The sequence below is a fragment of the Microbacterium sp. NPDC089320 genome, assembly GCF_040684875.1.
Taxonomy (GTDB): domain Bacteria; phylum Actinomycetota; class Actinomycetes; order Actinomycetales; family Microbacteriaceae; genus Microbacterium.
In genome coordinates, this window is the sequence record NZ_JBFBGY010000004.1 from 41,329 (window position 1) to 60,228 (window position 18,900).

The 18,900-nt window shown below is 68.9% G+C and carries 16 protein-coding genes and 1 pseudogene; 7 read left to right on the plus strand and 10 right to left on the minus strand.

The window, feature by feature from the left end; genetic code table 11:
* Window positions 1–69 precede the first annotated feature (69 nt).
* Window positions 70–2,730 (plus strand): penicillin acylase family protein, encoded by a 2,661-nt coding sequence (locus tag AB0N61_RS11965; protein WP_363364314.1) that lies wholly within the window; start codon window positions 70–72, stop codon window positions 2,728–2,730.
* A 42-nt stretch (window positions 2,731–2,772) separates the two neighbouring features.
* Here AB0N61_RS11965 and AB0N61_RS11970 read toward each other — a convergent pair whose 3' ends face one another.
* Window positions 2,773–4,131: an MFS transporter gene (locus AB0N61_RS11970; RefSeq protein WP_363364316.1), complete on the minus strand. Its 1,359-nt coding sequence runs from the start codon at window positions 4,129–4,131 to the stop codon at window positions 2,773–2,775.
* Window positions 4,132–4,232: 101 nt separating this feature from the next.
* Between AB0N61_RS11970 and AB0N61_RS11975 the strand changes: the two genes are divergently transcribed.
* A complete protein-coding gene (locus AB0N61_RS11975; protein WP_363364318.1) occupies window positions 4,233–4,994 on the plus strand; it encodes an alpha/beta hydrolase in 762 nt (253 codons plus the stop codon).
* A 27-nt stretch (window positions 4,995–5,021) separates the two neighbouring features.
* Here the strand turns inward: AB0N61_RS11975 and AB0N61_RS11980 are convergent, their stop codons facing one another.
* The 7 genes and pseudogenes from AB0N61_RS11980 to AB0N61_RS12010 all read right to left on the minus strand — a co-directional run bounded on the left by AB0N61_RS11980 (window position 5,022) and on the right by AB0N61_RS12010 (window position 12,343).
* On the minus strand, window positions 5,022–5,837 hold the full coding sequence (locus tag AB0N61_RS11980) for a DUF2510 domain-containing protein (RefSeq protein ID WP_363364319.1): 816 nt from the start codon (window positions 5,835–5,837) through the stop codon (window positions 5,022–5,024).
* 16 nt (window positions 5,838–5,853) lie between these two features.
* On the minus strand, window positions 5,854–6,243 hold the full coding sequence (mnhG, locus tag AB0N61_RS11985) for a monovalent cation/H(+) antiporter subunit G (RefSeq protein ID WP_363364321.1): 390 nt from the start codon (window positions 6,241–6,243) through the stop codon (window positions 5,854–5,856).
* Complete coding sequence (locus AB0N61_RS11990; RefSeq protein ID WP_167947411.1) at window positions 6,240–6,509, minus strand: monovalent cation/H+ antiporter complex subunit F; 270 nt, start codon at window positions 6,507–6,509, stop codon at window positions 6,240–6,242. Before AB0N61_RS11990 ends, mnhG begins: the two co-directional genes overlap by 4 nt.
* Window positions 6,506–7,102 carry a Na+/H+ antiporter subunit E gene (locus AB0N61_RS11995; protein ID WP_363364323.1) on the minus strand — a complete coding sequence of 199 codons (597 nt, stop codon included), beginning with the start codon at window positions 7,100–7,102 and terminating at the stop codon, window positions 6,506–6,508. The genes AB0N61_RS11990 and AB0N61_RS11995 overlap by 4 nt, the downstream gene beginning before the upstream one ends.
* Window positions 7,099–8,652 (minus strand): Na+/H+ antiporter subunit D, encoded by a 1,554-nt coding sequence (locus AB0N61_RS12000; RefSeq protein ID WP_363364325.1) that lies wholly within the window; start codon window positions 8,650–8,652, stop codon window positions 7,099–7,101. Before AB0N61_RS12000 ends, AB0N61_RS11995 begins: the two co-directional genes overlap by 4 nt.
* 248 nt (window positions 8,653–8,900) lie before the next feature.
* Window positions 8,901–9,401 (minus strand): annotated as a pseudogene (locus AB0N61_RS12005) (Na(+)/H(+) antiporter subunit C); the annotation flags it as partial.
* The gene (locus AB0N61_RS12010) at window positions 9,401–12,343 is read right to left on the minus strand and encodes a Na+/H+ antiporter subunit A (RefSeq protein ID WP_363364327.1); all 2,943 of its coding nucleotides are present in this window, start codon (window positions 12,341–12,343) and stop codon (window positions 9,401–9,403) included. The pseudogene AB0N61_RS12005 and the gene AB0N61_RS12010, both read right to left, overlap by 1 nt.
* 292 nt (window positions 12,344–12,635) lie before the next feature.
* Here AB0N61_RS12010 and AB0N61_RS12015 point away from each other — a divergent pair, with 292 nt between their 5' ends.
* Together AB0N61_RS12015 and AB0N61_RS12020 are read left to right on the plus strand one after the other, a co-directional pair.
* Window positions 12,636–12,962, plus strand: coding sequence for an L-rhamnose mutarotase (locus AB0N61_RS12015; protein ID WP_167947419.1), 327 nt, complete (start codon window positions 12,636–12,638; stop codon window positions 12,960–12,962).
* 48 nt (window positions 12,963–13,010) lie between these two features.
* Window positions 13,011–14,513, plus strand: a complete 1,503-nt coding sequence (locus tag AB0N61_RS12020) for a hypothetical protein (protein ID WP_363364329.1) — start codon at window positions 13,011–13,013, stop codon at window positions 14,511–14,513.
* Window positions 14,514–14,534: 21 nt separating this feature from the next.
* On the opposite strand, the gene AB0N61_RS12025 is transcribed toward AB0N61_RS12020, so the two are convergent.
* Complete coding sequence (locus AB0N61_RS12025; RefSeq protein WP_363364331.1) at window positions 14,535–15,596, minus strand: LacI family DNA-binding transcriptional regulator; 1,062 nt, start codon at window positions 15,594–15,596, stop codon at window positions 14,535–14,537.
* 59 nt (window positions 15,597–15,655) lie between these two features.
* Between AB0N61_RS12025 and AB0N61_RS12030 the strand changes: the two genes are divergently transcribed.
* Entirely contained in the window at window positions 15,656–16,906 is a 1,251-nt protein-coding gene (locus AB0N61_RS12030) for an MFS transporter (RefSeq protein ID WP_363364333.1), read from the plus strand.
* 1 nt (window position 16,907) lies between these two features.
* Here the strand turns inward: AB0N61_RS12030 and AB0N61_RS12035 are convergent, their stop codons facing one another.
* A complete protein-coding gene (locus tag AB0N61_RS12035) occupies window positions 16,908–17,231 on the minus strand; it encodes a response regulator (protein ID WP_363364336.1) in 324 nt (107 codons plus the stop codon).
* Window positions 17,232–17,378: 147 nt separating this feature from the next.
* Between AB0N61_RS12035 and nucS the strand changes: the two genes are divergently transcribed.
* Window positions 17,379–18,074: an endonuclease NucS gene (gene nucS, locus AB0N61_RS12040; RefSeq protein WP_167947429.1), complete on the plus strand. Its 696-nt coding sequence runs from the start codon at window positions 17,379–17,381 to the stop codon at window positions 18,072–18,074.
* Between the two features lie 62 nt (window positions 18,075–18,136).
* Window positions 18,137–18,802, plus strand: a complete 666-nt coding sequence (locus AB0N61_RS12045) for an HAD hydrolase-like protein (RefSeq protein WP_363364340.1) — start codon at window positions 18,137–18,139, stop codon at window positions 18,800–18,802.
* Window positions 18,803–18,900: the final 98 nt, after the last annotated feature.

Sequence of the window (18,900 nt, forward strand, 5' to 3'; positions counted from 1 at the left end):
GTCACTGAGACGCGCTCTGGGACTCGCTGGGACTGAGTCCCGCCATGCCACCCGAAAGAGTTCTCGAAGATGACAACCCATTCGCCCGAGATCGTCGACCCGTCGCGCCCCACCCTGGCTGCGCGCATCGGCCGCATCGTCTTCCTGGTCGTCGCCGCGATCGTGGTGGTCGCGGTGGCGGGTGCCTTCTTCGTGACCTGGACCATTCAGCGCTCGTTCGCGCAGACCGACGGCACCCTGTCGCTCGACGGGCTGCAGAGCGACGTCACCGTGCAGCGCGATGCCAGCGGCATCCCGACGATCACCGCCGACTCTTCGCACGATCTGTTCTACGCCGAGGGCTTCGTGCACGCGCAGGATCGCTTCTTCGAGATGGACTTCCGGCGACACGTGACGGCGGGGCGCGTGGCCGAGATGTTCGGTGAGTCGCAGGCCGGGACGGATGCGTTCCTGCGCACGCTCGGCTGGCGCAAGGTCGCCGAGGCAGAGGTCGAGGCCATGGACGACATCACCCGCGGTTACTACGACGCCTATGCCGACGGCGTCAACGCCTACCTCTCGTCGCGCTCGGGCGCCGAGCTGTCGCTCGAGTATGCCGTTCTCGGAATACAGAATCCCGAGTATGCGCCCGAGCCCTGGGAAGCCGCCGATTCGGTGGCATGGCTCAAGGCGATGGCCTGGGATCTCCGTGGCAACGTCGAGGACGAGGTCGAACGCTCGCTTCTGGCGGCGCAGCTGTCGGAGGCCTCCGACCCGGCCGAGATCACCACGACACTCGACGAGCTGTACCCGCCGTACCCGTTCGAGGATCACCCGGTCATCGTGCCCGAGATCTCGACCGTTCCGGCCCTCGCGTCCGGAGCCGAGCCCGCCGCGTTCACGACCGACGGGAACGACGGCGAGATGCAGCAGGCCGCCACGACGATCGAGTGGCAGGAGGCATCGGACGTGATCGAGGCGGCGAGCCTGCTCGTCGGCGATGTCGGCGAGGGCATCGGGTCGAACTCCTGGGTCGTGTCCGGCGACCTCACCGAGACGGGAATGCCACTGCTCGCCAACGACCCGCATCTGGGCGCATCACTCCCCTCGGTCTGGTACCAGGTGCAGCTCCGGTGCAGCGAGGTCACCGACGAGTGCCCGTTCGACATGGGCGGATTCTCGTTCTCGGGGCTGCCCGGCATCGTGATCGGCCACAACCAGCAGGTCGCCTGGGGCTTCACCAACCTGACCACCGACGTCACCGACCTCTACATCGAACGGATCGAGGGCGACCAGTACTGGCGCGACGGCGCGCTGGTGCCGATCGACGAGACCACCGAGACGATCACGGTGGCCGGCGGAGACGACATCGACCTCACGATCCGGTCGACGGCGCACGGACCGATCATCTCGGGTCTCACCGACGACTTCACCGCCATCGCCGACGACCCTGAGCCGGGCCTCGCGGCCGGCGGCGCCATGGGTCCGGCGCCCACCGGTGCCGCGCCGGAGGGCGAGGACGCCGAGTACGCGGTCAGCCTGCGCTGGACGGCGCTCGATCCCGGCACGGCCGCGACCGCGATCTTCGCGCTGTCGACGGCCCAGGACTTCGAGGAGTTCCGTGCGGCGGCCGCGCTGTTCGACGTGCCGGCCCAGAACCTCATCTACGCAGACGTCGAGGGAAACATCGGCTATCAGACGCCCGGACGCCTCCCTGTGCGGGGAGCGGGCGACGGCTGGATGCCGCAGCCGGGCTGGGACAGCAGCTACGACTGGACCGGTTTCATCCCGTTCGACGAGCTCCCGGTGTCGTACAACCCGGCATCCGGGTACATCGTGACCGCGAACAACGCGATCGTCACCGACGACTACCCGTTCTTCCTCTCGCGAGACTGGGACTACGGCTACCGGGCGGATCGCATCGCGCACCTGATCGAGCGCCGCGCCGCCGCCGCGCCGCTCACCGCGAATGACATGCGGGAGATCCAGATGGACAGCGAGATGTGGATCGGCAAACGCCTGGCATCCGCGATGGAGGACGTCGAGGTGACGGGCGCAGGGCCCGCGGATGCCGTCGCGCTGCTGCGCACCTGGGATGCCCAGAACGACGCGGACTCGGCAGCAGCCGCCTACGCGAACGTCCTGTGGTCGAACCTTGTGCAGAACCTGTTCGCGAACCGTGACCAGCCTCTGCCGATCGACGGCCAGGGGCGCCTCTTCACCGTCGTCGCCGATCTGCTCGACGACCCCGACGACCCGCTCTGGACCAACCCGAGCATCGACGTCGCCGGCATGGACGAGATGCTCGCCCGGTCGGCAGAGGACGCCTACGAGGAGCTCTCTGCCCTGCAGGGCGACGTCGTCACGGCATGGAAGTGGGGCGACCTGCACGCGATCACCCTCACGAGCGACACGCTCGGATCCTCCGGTATCGCTCCGATCGAAGCGCTCTTCAACCGGGGCCCCTACCCCGTGAGCGGCGGCGCCTCGGTCGTCAACGCGACCGGGTGGGAACTCGGCACGTCGTACGCCACGACGACCGTGCCGTCCATGCGCATGGTGGTCGATCTCTCCGACCTCGACGCGTCGACGTGGATCCACCTCACCGGCGCGTCCGGACACGCGTTCGACGAGCACTACGTCGACCAGACGTCCGATTGGGCCGCCGGCGTGCAGAGACCGTGGGCCTTCACCGACCAGGCAGTCGATGCGGCGACACGACACACGCTGGTGCTGACGCCCGGCGGATAGGTCGGCCTTCGCGAGTGGCGCCGTCGACGGGTTGCCTCGGCCTCAGGCGGTCGCTGTCGTGGGGGCGGATGCCGCGGCGGATGTGGCGGCACGGCGTGCGATGGCCCAGATCCCGATCGCCGCGGCGAGGAAGATCGCCGCGAGCATGGCCCACCCCGCGAGGCCGAACGTGATCGCCGTGGCATTCACGACGATCGGCGACGCGAGGGCTCCGAGCGAGAAGCCCATGCCGAAGACGCCCTGATAGGCGCCCGCCCGCACCGGGTCGGCGAGCTCGAAGCTGAGCCCCCAGGCGCCGGCCTGCGACAGGATCTCGGCGAAGGTGTGCGCGATCATTCCGGCGATGAGGATGACGATCGCGGCCCACGCCGGAAGTCCGGCCGCCAGCGCGTAGATCAGGCACGCGGCGACCATGAGCCAGCCCGCGACCATGGTGACCCGCCCGGCCGTGGCGAGGTCGTGCGTGCCCCGCGATGCGCGCACCTGGAACAGCACCACCAGCGTCGTGTTCACGATCAGCAGCACCGCCACCATGACCTCGGGGGCGTTGGTGTTCTGCGTGATCCACAGGGGCACGCCGAACTCGGCGACGCCGAACTGCATCCCGAAGACCGCCGAGAGGACGCTCAGCAGGAGGTATCTCGGGTCGCGCCACGGCGACCGTCGACTCCAGTCCCTGCGCTCCGCGAGTGCGGCAGTTGCGGCCTCGGTGTCGATCGAACCGGTCGGAGTCAGCTGACCGGTGACGGGCGTGCGGGCGGGTGCGTCGACGGCCGAGGTGAGTCGCAGCAGCGGCAGCGATCCGAGTGCGCCGAGGATGCCGGCGACAGCGATCACCGTTCTGTACGCCTCGGGCGTCCCGAGCGCCAGGGCGACGGCACCGAGGCCGGAGCCGGCCGCGATCGAGAGGTTCGTGACCGTGCGGAGCACCGCGCGCGCATGCACCCGCCGCTCGGAGGCGAACCCGCGGGCGATGATCGCCGAACGCGACGAGTATCCGAGCGAGTCGAAGAAGCCCGACAGGCTCGCGAGCACGAGCGCCGACACGAAATCCCCGACGAACGCGTACGACGCCAGCAGCAGACCGCCGCACACCTCGAAGCCGAACGCGAGGCGGCGAGCACTCCATCGGTCGGCGAGCCAGCCCCCGAGGAACGACGCGATCACACCGCACCCGCTCGACACCGCGAGCACGACCGCCGCCTGAGCCGGAGAGAGCCCGATGATCTGGGTGAAGAAGAGCACCGTCACGGCGAAGAAGACGCCGCGGCCGATGCGCGACACCGCCGTCGCGGTGACGAGCGCCCGCAGCACCGGGTCGCTCAGGCTCGCACGGAGTCGGCCGATCAGACCCGGCTTCGACGCCTCGATCGGATCCGGGTCGGGGCGGGGCGAAGTCACCCTTCATCCTGACACGGGTCACCGACGCTCCCCGACCCGCGCCCGCACGCGACGCCGGCCCGCGGTCGACCGCATCCGTCCGTCTCGGCTAGCGTTGGTGGGTGGTCTCCAGCTATCTCGCCCCGAAGGGCACCCCCGTCACCCTGCTCGAGTTCGAGCACGCGGGGGCGACGCTGATCGCGGAGACCTTCGGCGAGGGCCCGCGCACGTTCCTGCTGCTGCACGGCATCGGCATGGGCCGCAGCGTCTACCTCGACGTCGTACAGCGCCTGCGTGGCCGCGTGATCGCCCTCGATCTTCCCGGTTTCGGCGAGGCGCCCGAGCCCGCACGCACCTTCACCATGGAACGGCACGCCGATCTCGTCGCCGCCTATCTGCGGCACGCCGGCGAGGGCCCGGTCGTCGTGATCGGGCACTCGATGGGCAGCCAGATCGCTGCGGAGCTCGCCGCACGGCATCCCGCCCTCGTCGAGGGCGTGGTCCTCGCCGGCCCCTCGGTGAACAAGGCCGCACGCAACGTCGCCTCGCAGGCGCGATACCTGCTGAGCGACCTGGTGGGCGAGCGTCCGCTGGTGATCTGGCGCGGTGCGCGCGAGTATCTCCGAGGCGGACCGCATCTCATCCGCAAGATCCGCGCGACCATCGTGCACAAGCCGGAGAACGCGTTCGCCAGGATTCACCAGCCGGTGCTCGTGCTGCGCGGAGAAGACGACCCGCTGGCGCCGATGAGCTGGTGCCAGGAGATCATCGACGAGATCCCCGGGGCGGACCTCCAGATCATTCCGGATCACGGCCACGGCACGTTGATCAGCGACTCCGAGCCCGCGGCTCGGCTGATCCAGAGCTTCGCCGACAGCCTCTGAGTCGCGAGCGACCTTCGTCCGCAGTGATCAGCGCACGGGCGGCGGTGTCGAGGGAAGCAGCATCGCGTTGCGGCGCGATCGGGTCAGCAGCAGGGCGAACGCCGCCAGACCGCCGAAGATGAGGGCGACGATGATGCCGATCGCGATCATGCCTCCCGAGTACCACCCCTGCTCCATCACGGCGCCCGCCACGGCCACGATCAGCCCGACGACCGCGATCGCCGCGATCACCCAGCCCGCGATCATCGAGACGAGGTAGCCGCGGGGTCCGGCGTGCCCGGGACGCGCGCCCACCTTCGACGCGATGTACCAGCTCCACCGGGACCCGGTCCACCAGCGGCTGACCTGCCCCGTCATCGGGTACCAGCCGGCGTCCGGCCCCTCGACCTCGCCGGGCAGCGGGCGGGCGACCGGATCGACGACCGGCGCCGTCTGCGGAGCGGCGACCCGGCGCAGTCCGCGGGTGTACCCGGCTCCCACGATCCAGATGACCGCGGCCGCCAGCAGCAGCACCGGCAGCACGAGATTGCCGGTGCTCCGAGTGGCGAATGCCGCACTCAGCTGCAGCATGGCGAGCACGAAGAACACGATGCCGAGGACGAACCCCATCTCGGGAGGCTCGACGGCCAAGACGTCCGGGCGCGGCCTGCCGTCGCGGATGCGGTACGGCGCCCACATCGTGCCGTCCCACCAGCGCACATCCGACGTACCCGGCACCTCATACCAGCCCATCGCCGGCGACGTGGGCGCGGTCTCCCGCTCGTGCGCGGTCCACTGCACGCCGTCCCACCAGCGCTGCCGGCCGGGCGTGCCGGCGTCGTACCATCCCTGCGGTGCTGACATCTCGTCGCCCTCTCGTTCAGCCCGCGGCTGGAGGAGTCTGCTTCGACTCCGCGAGCTCGTCGACGACGAGGCTGCGCTCGTCGGTGGTGCCGTTCCGGTAGGCCTGCCGACCCACGATGTGCGCCGACAGGGGCGCGGTCGCGAACTGCATGAGCACGATCGGAGCGACGAGCGCGAGTCCGAACAGGATCCCGCCGACGGTGCGCTGCGCGAGCGCGATCGCGAGACAGATGAACACCAGGCCGAGCACCTGCGGTTTGGTCGCGGCGTGCAGGCGCGACGGCACATCGCGGAAGCGCAGCAGCCCCACGGCGGCCGAGAGGCACAGCACCGCGCCGAGCAGGATGAGCACGAGGACGGCGATGTCGATCACGCCGTCGGGAATGGTCAGGCCGAACACGTTCATGGCGTCGTGTTGTCCCTTCTCGCGACGAACCTGGCGACCGAGATCGATCCGAAGACACCCACCGCGGCGATGATCAGCATGACCGGGATGCTGCGGGTGTGACCGTTGATGGCCATCTCGGCTCCCAGCACGCACATGACCTCGGTGAGCAGCACATCCGAGGCGACGGCGCGGTCGAGGATCGACGGTCCCTTCACGATGCGGACGATCGTGAGGATCGCTGCGATGCCGAAGACCACCATGATCACGAGCAGCAGGATGTTCATCGGACACCGCCCTTCGTCGCCGCAGCGCGCTCCGCGCGCTGATCCGCCTTGAGTGCACGGTACTGCTCGGGGGCGCCGAGCGCACGGACCACGCGTCGCTCCCACCGCAGCACCACTTCGCGCTGCTTCTCGACGTCGTCGATCGAGCGGACGCCGATCACATGCAGGTAGAGCACCTGTCGGTCTCGATCCGCTTCGACGATCAGCGAGCCGGGCACGAGCGACGACACGACCGAGACATGCGTCATCATCAGGTCATCGGCATAGCGGAGAGGCACCGCGATGATCGCGGCGCCGGGCTGCCGCCGGAAGTCGAACACCTGCGCCGTCACCGCGAGCGCACCGCGCAGCATCGCGAAGAGGAACTGCACGATCAGCAGGAAGGCGTACCAGATGTTGACGCGCCCGGAGAGCTCGACGGTCGGCAGACGGAAGACACGGGTGACGAACACCGCCACGACCAGGCCCGAGACGAACGCCAGCACCGTGAACTGACCCCACAGCAGCATCCACAGCACCACGAGCCATGCCAGGAACGGCAGCTGCACGCCGATGTCGCGCCAGAAGTGACGGCCGGTCTCGGTGGGGCTCATGCTTCCACCTCGTCTTCCAGCTGCACGAGGGTGACGGGGTCGAGCAGCGCTGCACCGATGCGATCGCACAGCGCATAAAGCGGACCGGCGAACACCGTGAGCGCGATCGTGACGCCGACCATTCCGGCGGTGGCCACGGTCATGATCCGGGGGATGCGGCGGCGCTCCTGCTGCTCGTCCGCCGCCGGCGCGTTGCCGAGATACGAGATGCGTCCCTCGGTCTCGGCCGAGTCCTCCTCCTCGCGCCAGAACGCGAGGTTCCAGGCGCGCATCAGCGCATACAGGGTGAGGAGCGACGTGACGATGCCGCCGAAGATCAGCACCAGCATCAGCGGGGTGCCCACCGATGCCGCTGCCTCGAAGAGCGCGAACTTGCCGATGAACCCCGAGAACGGCGGCAGTCCGCCCAGGTTGATAGCCGGGATGAAGTAGAGCACCGCGATGACGGGTGCGACCTTGAGCAGACCCTTCACCCGCAGGATGGACGTGCTTCCCGCGCGGCGCTCGATCAGACCGACCGCGAGGAACAGCGTCGTCTGCACGATGATGTGGTGGACGATGTAGTAGACCGTCGCGCCGATCGCCGCCGGGGTCGCGATCGCGAGACCGAAGATCATGTAGCCGACGTGACTGACCAGCGTGAACGACAGGATTCGTTTGAGCTCGGCCTGCGCCACGGCGCCGAGCACGCCGACGACCATGGTCGCGAGGGCGATGATCAGCAGCAGGGTGTCGATGCTGTTCTCGGCGAACAGCTGCGTCTCGGTGCGGATCAGCGCATAGACGCCGACCTTGGTCAGCAACCCCGCGAACACCGCGGTGACCGGCGCGGGGGCCGTCGGGTACGAGTCGGGCAGCCAGAACGACACCGGGAAGATCGCGGCCTTGATGCCGAAGGCGACCACGAGCATGAGGTGCAGCACGAGCTGCGTCTCCTGCGGGAGCTCGGTCATGCGCTCGGCGATCTGGGCCATGTTCACGGTGCCGAGGGCGCCGTAGATCATCGCGATCGAGGCGAGGAACAGGATCGAGGAGACCAGTGAGACGACGATGTAGACGGCGCCGGTGCGGATGCGGGACTCGGTGCTGCCGAGCGTTATCAGCACATACGACGCCACGAGCAGGATCTCGAATCCGACATAGAGGTTGAACAGGTCGCCCGCGATGAACGCGTTGAAGATTCCGGCGGCGAGGATCAGGTATGACGGGTTGAAGATCGAGATCGGCGTCTCATCGGTGCCGTCGGCGGCCCCCTGGCCGATCGAGAAGAGCAGCACGGCGAGCAGCACGATGCTCGAGATGAGCACCAGAAGGGCGGCGAGCCTGTCGACATAGAGCACGATGCCGAACGGCACGGGCCATCCGCCGACCGACACCGCGAGGGGCTCGCCCGCATCGACGACCACCAGCAGCACGGCCGCGATGAGCGAGACGATCGCGAGCGTCGCGACGGTGACGAACGCCTGGAGGCGCGGATTGCGCCCGAAGATCAGGGTCACGGCGGCGCCGAGCAGCGGCAGCGCGACGAGCAGGGGGACGAGAGCGCTCATCGGCGGTCCTCCCCATCGTCGGTGTGCTCGGGTGCGCTGTCATCGGATGCCGTGTCGACCGCCGTATCTCGAGCGGCGTCCGCCGCATCGGTCTCGTGGGCCTCGGACGCGTGGGTGTCGGCATCCGTCCGGAATCCGGAGTCGCGCGATGAGTCCTCGGAGGCCTCGTCGGGCGGGGCCGATTCGCCGTCGAGGACGTGCTCCCCCTCACCCGCATCCACATCGGGGGTCGGGTCGGATCGCGGAGTCGTGGGCCGGTCCGTCGGCGCGTCGTCATGGATGGACGGGTGATCGCGCATGTGCAGCACGGTGATCGGCGATGTCTGCACGCCCACGAAGTCGGTCGTGGCCTCGTCGTCGCCGGCGTCGGCCTCGTCGTCCATGAGGTCTTCGTCGGCATCCGTGCGCTCGCGGAGTGCGATGTCGGCCTCGTCGTCCTCCACGGTGTCGGCCTGGCCCAGCTGCCACGAGCGGTAGATGAGCGCGAGCAGGAATGCCGAGACGGCGAAGGTGATGACGATGGCGGTCAGGGTGAGCGCCTGGGGCAGCGGGTCGCTGAGCTCTCCCTCGGTGCCGAAGAACGGCGCGTTGCCGGGGACGCCCATCACGATGAGGAGCAGCAGGTTCGTGGCGTTGCCGAGCAGCAGGAAGCCGATCAGCACGCGGGTGAGACTGCGCTCGAGCATCGCGTAGACACCGCAGGCGAAGAGCACGGCCATGATCACGATCAGGGTCAGTGAGACATCCATCAGATGGTCACCCCCCGCTCGCGGAACTCCTGCGCCTGACGGTCGACCTCGGCTCCGAGGCTGCGCAGCACGTCGAGCACGAGCCCGATCACGACGAGATACACGCCGACGTCGAAGATGGTCGAGGTCACGAACTCCATGTGGCCGATCCCCGGGATCTCCCACTCCCAGAAGTGACTGGTGAGCGGAGACAGGCCGAAGAACAGCGGCACGACCGCCGTGCCGACGGCGAGGATCAGACCGGCGCCGAGCAGTCGTCCGGCATCCGTGGGCGCAGCCGCGCCGAGCTCCCAACGACCGCCCGCGACGTAGCGCATGACGAGGGCCATGCCCGCGACGAGCCCGCCGGCGAAGCCTCCTCCGGGCAGGTTGTGGCCGGCGAACAGCAGGAAGATCGACACGACGATGATGGTGTGGAAGAGGATGCGGACGATCACCTCGAGCAGGATCGACCTGTTCTCGGGCTTCATCTTCGGGCCGCCGACGAGCCAGGCGCGGGGGCTGCTCTCGTTCTCGTCGGTCTGGAAGCGCACGCCCTCGGTCGTCTCGACGAGGGGGCGGCTGAGCGTGCGACGACGACGGGCCTTGGGCAGCGTCTTGGTCGCAGCGAGCATGTCGGCACGGTGTGTGACGAACACCAGGGATGCGACGCCGGTGGCGGCGAGAACCAGCACCGACAGCTCGCCCATGGTGTCCCAGCCGCGGAGGTCGACGAGAGCGACGTTGACGACGTTCTTGCCGTGGCCGATCTCGTAGGCGAGCTTCGGGAACGCGGCGGAGATCGGATCCGCGACACGCGACTGCGTCGCGACGACCGCGACCAGCGCCATCGTGAGCCCGACTCCGACGCCGAGCAGCGCGCGGGGGATCCGCCCGACCGAGGCGTTGTGCTCGCCCATGCGGGCAGGCAGGCGGCGCAGCACCAGGGCGAAGGTCACCATCGTCACGGTCTCGACCAGGATCTGAGTGAGCGCCAGGTCGGGAGCGCCGCTGGTCGCGAACAGCACGACCATGCCGAGCCCGGTGATCGAGACGAGCACGACCCCGGTGTACCTCTTCTGCGCGCGCACCGCCATGACGCCGGCAGCGGCCATCATGGGCGCGACCACGAGCTGCGCGGGCGTGTGCCACGCCGACAGCTGGAAGCGATCGACGTCGCTGGCGACGAGGGCCGTGATCTCGGCGGCGACGAACACCACGAAGATGGTGCCCACGTAGACCGGCAGAGAGCCGCGCTGAGTCAGCGTCGTGCTCATCACAGACAGGCGGTCGACGCCGCGCATGACCAGGTAGTAGACGTCCGCAGCGGTGAACGGGATCAGCCGCGCCTTGCGGTCCCATCCCGTGCGCAGCGTGAGGAGGAACACGGCGGCGCCGAGAAGGATCGACAGGATCGAGATGCCCAACGCCGGCTCGAGACCGTGCCAGAGTGCGAGGTGGCCGGGCCCCTCAGCCGCGACGCCTTCGGCATCGAGACCCGGTGTGGCGGTGATCGCGTATCCCTGCAGGGCGACGTCGAGGGCCGGGGCGCCGATGCCGGCCGCGAGCGTGAGGCCCGCGAGGATGATCGGAGCCGAGAGGAAGCCGACGGGCGGGTCGGGCCAGGCCGTGTCCGGCAGTCGATCGCCGGCTGCGTCGCGCTTGGTCCAGAAGGCTCCCCACAGGAAGCGGATGCCATATGCCGCAGTGAGCATAGACCCGAGGCTGACACCGATGATGGCGACGAGTCCCCACGGTGATCCGTGCAGCGCGTCGTCGAGGAGCGCGGTGAGGGTGGATTCCTTCGCGACGAACCCGAGGGTCGGCGCCACACCGGCCATCGACGCGATCGAGATGAATGCCGCTGTCGCCATGACGGGCGCCTGACGCCCGACGCCGCTCAGCTCGGTGATGTCACGCGTCGACAATTGACGGTCGATCACACCGACGATCAGGAACAGCGCCGACTTGAACAGCGCGTGCGCGATCACGAGAGCGAGACCCGCCAGGGCGCTCGCCTGCGTGCCATAGCCGATCACCACAGAGAAGAAGCCCAGCTGGCTGACGGTGCCGAAGGCGAGGATGCGCTTGAGGTCGGTCTCGCGCAAGGCCTGGATCCCGCCGAGCAGCATCGTGACGATTCCGAGCGAGATGATGATCGGTCGCCAGGGACCCGTGAAGGCGAAGATCGGAGCGAAGCGCGCGATCAGGTAGATGCCCGCCTTCACCATCGCCGCGGCGTGCAGATAGGCGCTGACCGGCGTCGGAGCCGCCATGGCGCCGGGCAGCCAGAAGTGGAACGGGAAGATCGCGGACTTGCTGATCGCGCCGACCAGGAGCATCACGACGGCCGCATCGACGATGGGCCCCGTCGGCGCGATCTCGAGGATCTCGCGGATGCTCGAGGTGCCGGCGTCGACCACGAGCAGCACGACTCCGACGAACATCACGAGTCCGCCGAGAGTGGTGACCAGCAGCGCCTGCAGCGCTGCTCGTCGGCTGGCAGCGCGACGCCGGTAGTGGCCGATGAGGAGGTACGAGAGGATGCTCGTCACCTCCCAGAACATCACGAGCATCACGAGGTCGTCGGTCAGGACGAGGCCGTACATCGCACCCGCGAACCCGAGCAGGACGCCCGCGAACTGGCCGATGCCGGCGGAGTCGTCGTGGAAGTACCAGCGGCAGTAGAGCAGCACGAGGGCACCGACACCGGTGACGATGAGGGTCAGCACCCAGCCGAGGACGTCCATGTTCATGGACAGGTCCAGTCCGAGCTGCGGGATCCACGGGACCGACTCGAAGGGCGTCGGCCCGTCGAGCACCTGAGGGGTGAGGACGAGGGCGTGGATGAATGCCGCAGCCGGAATGAGAGCAGCGATGGCGAATGCCTGAGATCCCAGCCAGCGCACCAGAACGGGCATCAGGATCGACCCGAGGAGGAACACGGCGAGGAGCATCAGCATATACGCGGCTCCTCGAGGCTCGTCGGCCGGGGCGGCACAGGCGGGCGGGTGTCGATATCGAGTTTACCTTGATATTTCGCGGTTCCGGACCGATGATGTCGGCCTGGGATCGCGCGAATGGTCGGTTTCCCCCGGTTTTTCGGGCACTTTGCGCGATCCGAATCCGATGATCGGATCATTCGGAGGCGTTGTTCGCCGCCCGGCTCGCGGTGCCATGCTGTGAGAGGGACGTGACGGCGCGACGCCCGTCGCGACGGCGATCCGTCCCTGTCCGACCTCAGAAAGGCCTCTCATGCGCATCGCACTGCACTCCGAGATCCGCGACGGCGCGGTCGACGACTACCGCACGAACCACGCCCGCATCCCGGATGCCCTCGCCGAGACTTTCGCGCGCATCGGCATCCACGACTGGACGATCTGGCGGTCGGGCCGGCGCCTCTTCCACCTGGTCGAGTGCGACGACTGGGATGCCGCAGTCGCAGCGCTCAAGGACGATCCGGCAGATCACGCCTGGCAGGCCGACATCGGCCGATTCGTCGAGCTCTTCCGCGATGCCGACGGCGCCGAGGGCACCGCTCCCCTGGAGCAGATCTGGGACCTGCGCTCGCAGGTCTCCTGACCGTCCCGATGTCCGGGCCTTCCGGGAGCGCCGTGGCAGAGTAGCCCCGTGACTCGGACGTGGGCGCGCGAGCTGGCCGGCTGGCTGAGCGCTGCCGCCGTGTCGATCGTCGCCGCATCCGCCGTCGCCTCGTCGCCCCGCACCGATCTGCTCTTCCGTGACGGCGATTCGCTGATCGTCGCGATGCTCGCCCGCTCGGTGCTCTCGGGCCAGCCCCTCGACTGGGCGATGTCGAGCGTGCTCTTCCTGCCCGAGACCGCGATGTTCACCGGGATCGGGGCAGTGGTGCCCGTGAGCGCGAACGGGCTCTTCGCGGTCAGCGCGCTCGTCAATCTGCTCGCCCTCTATGGAGCCATCCGTCTGGTCGCCGGCCGCCGTCGAGAGGGCATGGCCCCTGTCGCCTGGTCGGTGGCCGCGCTTGCGATGTTCGCGGTCCTCGCGATGACTGATCTCTCGGCGTCTCGGGACGCGCTGGATCTCGCCTCACTGCATCTGACGACCACCTACTACTCCGCGACCGTGATCGGCACCGTCGCGACCGTCGGCATCGTGCGGCGAGCGATCGACAGCGACGACGTCCGCGTCTGGGCTCTGCTGTGGCTCGGCGCTGTCGCCCTCGTATCGACGCTCTCCAACCCGCTCTACGCGGTCTGGGCGACGATCCCGCTCGCGATCGTCGTAGCCGGCGGCGCCGCCGCCGCGCCCGCGCGGCGCAGGCCGGTGCCGATCCTCATCACTGTGCTGCTCGCGGGCACGGCCGCGGGCTTGCTGGCTCGTATTCCTCTTGCGGCATGGATCACCAACACGGGCATCGACTACGTGCACCCCGACCAGTGGCGCGAGTCCGTGGTCTACTACGCAGGACTGGTGGTCGAGCGCGGTCAGAGCCTGCCCGGATCGGCCGGGACGCTTCTCGTCCTCGCTCTCGTCGCCGTCGCCATCGTGCGAACAGTGCGACGCGGCGAGCCCGGAGCCCGTCTCGTCGCCGCCATGTCGTGGGCGGCCCCGCTCGTCGTCGTCGTCGGGTCCGTCGCGCTGGGCACGCACGCCGCCCGCTACCTCCAGCCTCTCGCCTTCGCCCCGGTGCTCGTGCTCGTCGCGGCGCCGCGCGTATGGGGGATCCCCGCGCGTCTGCGCCGTTCGGCCGCCGCACTCACCGTCGTCGTGCTGCTCCTCGTCGGTGGGCTCAGCATCCCGCGCCTGGCGGTTGCCGCCGACCGCCCCGACGTCGATCTCGCGTGCGTGACCGCCTGGGTCGACGCCTCGGATCGCACGGGGGCCGGCCAGTTCTGGACGGTCCGCCTGCCCAAGCTGCATCTCGCCGACCCCTCGCGACTCGTCCAGGTCGATCATCAGCTCAACGGCTACGCGTGGCTGGTGAACCGCACGGACTTCGACGTCGGCGAGGTGTCGTTCCTCGTCGAGGATTCGCAGACGGTGCCCTGGGATCTGCCGCCGACGGTCGACCCCGAGCGTGTCATCGATTGCGGCCGGTACACGATCCTGGACTTCGGCAGCCAGGCACTGCCTCTGGGACCGCAGCACGGGTGACCGGCCCGCGGCGAGCGGGGTTCAGCGAGCCGGCGCCGCGGTGGTCGTGCCCGCGCGGAATCGGCAGGTGAGATGCAGCGTGAGGCCGGGCTCGCCCCGCAGCATCCGTGCGACCTGCTCGCCCGCGGCGCGCCCCTTCTCGACCGCCGGCTGCACGCTGGTGGTGAGCACGAGGTCCCCGAGCCCGTCGGCTGCGATCCCGTCGAATCCTGCGACCGAGAGGTCTTCGGGCACCCGCAGGCCCAGCTCCTCCGCCGCACGGATGATGCCGACGGCGAGCAGATCGCTCTGCGCGAGGATCGCGGTGGGCCGCGTCTCGGCATCCGCCAGCAGGCGCCGCCCGGCGAGGAGCCCCTCGTCGATGAAGCTGCCTCCCGCCGAGATCGCAGGCGCGTCGGGGAAGATCTCGCGCATGCCTGCGAGGCGGTCGATGGTCACATCCACCGTCGCCGCGTCGATGCGCTCGGGCGTGACCGGCCCCCGCTCGCGACCTGTGTCGAGCGGCAGGGTGATGAGTGCGACGTCTCGGTGCCCCAGGTCGCGCAGGTGACGCGCGACGTCCGCCGCCGCCGCGGCGTTGTCGAGCAGGATCTTCGGAATCCCTTCCCCGGCGTCGCCCTCGATCACGACGACCGGCAGACCTCGACTGCGCACGATGTCGAGCGACGCCTTGGCGCGCCCGGAGCACCCGATCAGCACCACCGCGTCGACGGGAGCGTTCGAGAGCGACGATCCGTCGTCTCCCGGCTCATCGCGCATCAGGAGGATGCCGGCGCTGAGGTCGGCCATCCCGTCGGTCAGTCCGTCCATCATCGCGGTGGCCACCGGGTCGAGGAATGCCGCACGCAGGTGTCCCTCGAGCACGACGGCGACGATGCCGCTGCGTCCTCGCCGCAATGAGGCCGCGCGCGGGTCCGGGCCGGCGTAACCGAGGGCCGCCGCTGCAGCGAGCACCCGCTCGCGCGTCGCCGGCGCGACGTTGGCCTTGCCGCTGAAGACGACGGATGCCGTCGACGTGGCGACTCCCGCTTCGCGTGCGACATCGGCGATCGTCGCTCGACGCGGGCTGTCGTGGCTCGTCATACTCCGAGGATAGCTCCCCGCCTTCCCGATCATCGAATCGATTCGATATGCTGAGCGATATGGACACGGCTCTTTCTCGATCGCAGTATGTGCGCTGGCGCACCGCGATCTTCGCGATCTTCCTCGCCAGCGGCCTCTCGATCGCGACCTGGGCGTCGCGTGTCCCCGACATCAAGACCGCCCTCGAGGTCGACAAGGCCCAGGTGGGCATGCTGCTGCTCGGGGCGGGCATCGCCTCGATCATCGGAATCTCGACGAGTCCGGCGATCATGGCCCGCACCGGCGCACGCCTGGGCATGATGGTGTCGATCTTCACCTTCGCCTCGGGCGTGGCCCTCATCGGCATCGGCGCCAACGTGCTCGGCTCATATCCGGTGGTGCTCATCGGTCTCGTGCTGTTCGGGCTGGGCAACGGCTGCGTCGACGTGATGATGAACGTCGAGGCCACCGCGATCGAACAGCACTCCGGCAAGACGATCCTGCCGCTGTTCCACGCGTTCTTCAGCTTCGGCACCGTGATCGGCGCAGCTCTGGGAGCCCTGGCCGCACAGCTGCACATCAACGTCTTCACTCACACGCTCGTCATCGCCGTCGCGATCGCCGCCATCGGCATCGCCAGCATCGCGAACGTGCCCCGACGCGAAGAGGCACTCGACCCCGCGGCCGACGACGCCGAGAAGGCGCACTGGCGTGAGCGGATGCACGTCGCGATGTCGGCCTGGCGAGAGCCGCGCACCTACGCGATCGGCGTCGTCATGCTCGGCATGTCGTTCGCAGAGGGCGGCGCCAACGACTGGCTCGCTCTTGGGGTCGCCGAAGACCACGGCGGCGGCACCGCCCTGGGCGCCGCCGCACTCGCGACGTTCTCGGTCGCGATGACCCTCGTCCGCGTCTTCGGAGGCCCGCTGGTCGACCGGTTCGGCCGCGTGGCCGTGCTGCGCATCCTCGCGGTGGCCGCGGCCTCGGGCATTCTGCTCTTCATCCTCGCGCCCACTCTTCCGCTGGTCTTCGTGGGCGCGGCGCTGTGGGGCGTGGGCGCCTCGCTCGGCTTCCCTCTCGGCATGTCCGCCGCGGCGGACGACCCGGCCAAGGCCGCCGCTCGGGTGAGCGCCGCCGCGACGATCGGCTACATCTCGTTCCTCGGCGGGCCGCCCGTGCTCGGCTTCATCAGCGAGCACATCGGCCTGCTCAACACCCTCTACATCCTCGTCGGCCTGGTCGTACTGTCGGGTCTCTTCTCGGGTGCCGCGCGGCCCCTGCGCAAGGACGAGATGTCGACGCCCGCGGTCGGGGCGAAGTCCGCCTCGTAGGTCACCGCGAGACGTGGAGGCGCGGCACCGGGCCTTCCAGGCGGGCGATGGCGATCTTCACGTCTCCGACATCGGACCGCAGCGCCTGGATCTCCGCCTCCACGCGCTCGAACCTCGCATCCACACTGTCGAACCTCGCATCCACCTTCTCGAACCGAGCATCCGTGCGCTGCTCCGCCTTCTCGAACCGCGCATCCATGCGCTGCTCGAATGCTTCGAAGCGTGCGTCCATACGCGTGATCATCCATCCGAACCCCGCCGCCAGACCCAGCAGCGTGGCGGCGACGGTCACGATCGTGTTCACGACTTCCAGCGACACCGTCATCTCCTCATCCTCGACGTCTTCGCCCAGAATGTCAGGATCCAGTCCGCTGGAATCGACAGCGAGAGTCGGTTCACCGCGTCTGTGGAAACTCCGACGCCGAAGCCCGTCGCCGCAGAAGGGATGGCGCCGACGAAGTAGGCTCGACGGGTGCGTCTCGTCATCGCCCGATGCTCCGTGGATTACACGGGCCGGCTCAATGCCCACCTCCCGCTTGCCACGCGTCTGCTCGTGCACAAGGGAGACGGCAGCCTGCTCGTGCACTCCGACGGCGGCAGCTACAAGCCGCTGAACTGGATGAGCCCGCCGTGCTCTCTCGCAGCCGAAGAGCCCGGCGAAGAGGAGTCGATCGCCGGCGTCACCGAGGTGTGGCGAGTGACACACAAGAAGACGGGCGACGCGCTGCGGGTGCAGATCTACGAGATCCTGCACGACACCGACCACGACCTCGGGGTCGACCCCGGCCTGCAGAAGGATGGCGTCGAAGCCGACCTGCAGCGTCTGCTCGCCGAGCAGGTCGAGCGCATCTCGGATGGCGCGACGCTGGTGCGCCGCGAGTACCCGACGGCCATCGGCCCCGTCGATCTCCTCGTGCGGGATGCCGACGGCGCGGCCATCGCGGTCGAGATCAAGCGCCGTGGCGACATCGACGGCGTGGAGCAGCTCACCCGCTATCTCGAGCTGCTCGGGCGTGACCCGCACCTCGCTCCCGTGCAGGGCGTCTTCGCCGCGCAGGAGATCAAGCCGCAGGCACGCGTGCTCGCCGAGGATCGCGGCATCCGCTGCCTCGTGCTCGACTACGACGACATGAAGGGCATCGAGTCCGGCATCCCTCGTCTGTTCTGAGGGTCCTGCACAGATGCCCACGGCGGTCGGTCGAGTCGTGCACTCCCCATAGGCTGGAAGGCATGGCTTCTTCCCCCTATTCGTGCGTGCTCTGGGACGTCGACGGTACGATCGCCGACGCGTCGGTCGGCATCCTCCGCCGCCTGAACGTCGCCCTCACGCACTTCGGCCACCCGGCCCCCACCCGTGAGCAGCTCGTGCACTGGATCGGACCGCCGATGTTCCAGTCGTTCCAGGCCCAGGCCGCGATGACCCCCGAGCAGGCGGCCGAAGCGGTGGCGTTCTACCGCACGCTCGGCAAGGCCGACGGATACACGACCGACGTCGCGACCTACCCGGGCGTGCCCGAGATCATCCGTGATCTCCACACGGCCGGCGTGCCCCAGGCGACCGCCAGCTCGAAGCCCGAGATCCAGGTCGATGCGATCGTCGACTTCTTCGAGCTGCGTCCGTATTTCCTCACGACGGTCGGTGCCACGCCCGACGAAGCTACCCTCGCGTCGAAGACCGACATCGTCGCCGAGGCGCTGCGTCGTCTGGCCGAGCGTGGCGCAGATGTCTCGCGACCCGTGCTGATCGGCGATCGCCACCACGACGTCGAGGGCGGCAATGCCAACGGTGTGCCGGTGATCTTCGTCGAGTGGGGGTTCAGCGACACCCATGAAGGCGACGACGCGGCATTCCGCGCCTCATCCGCCGACGAGCTGCGCGCGCTTCTGCTCGGCTGACTGCAGTCTTCCTCCCGAGCGTCGGTCCGCCGGAAAGCACAGAACTCCCCGCCGGGGGTCGCAACGAGTGCAGACCTCCGGTCGGGGAGTTCTATGAC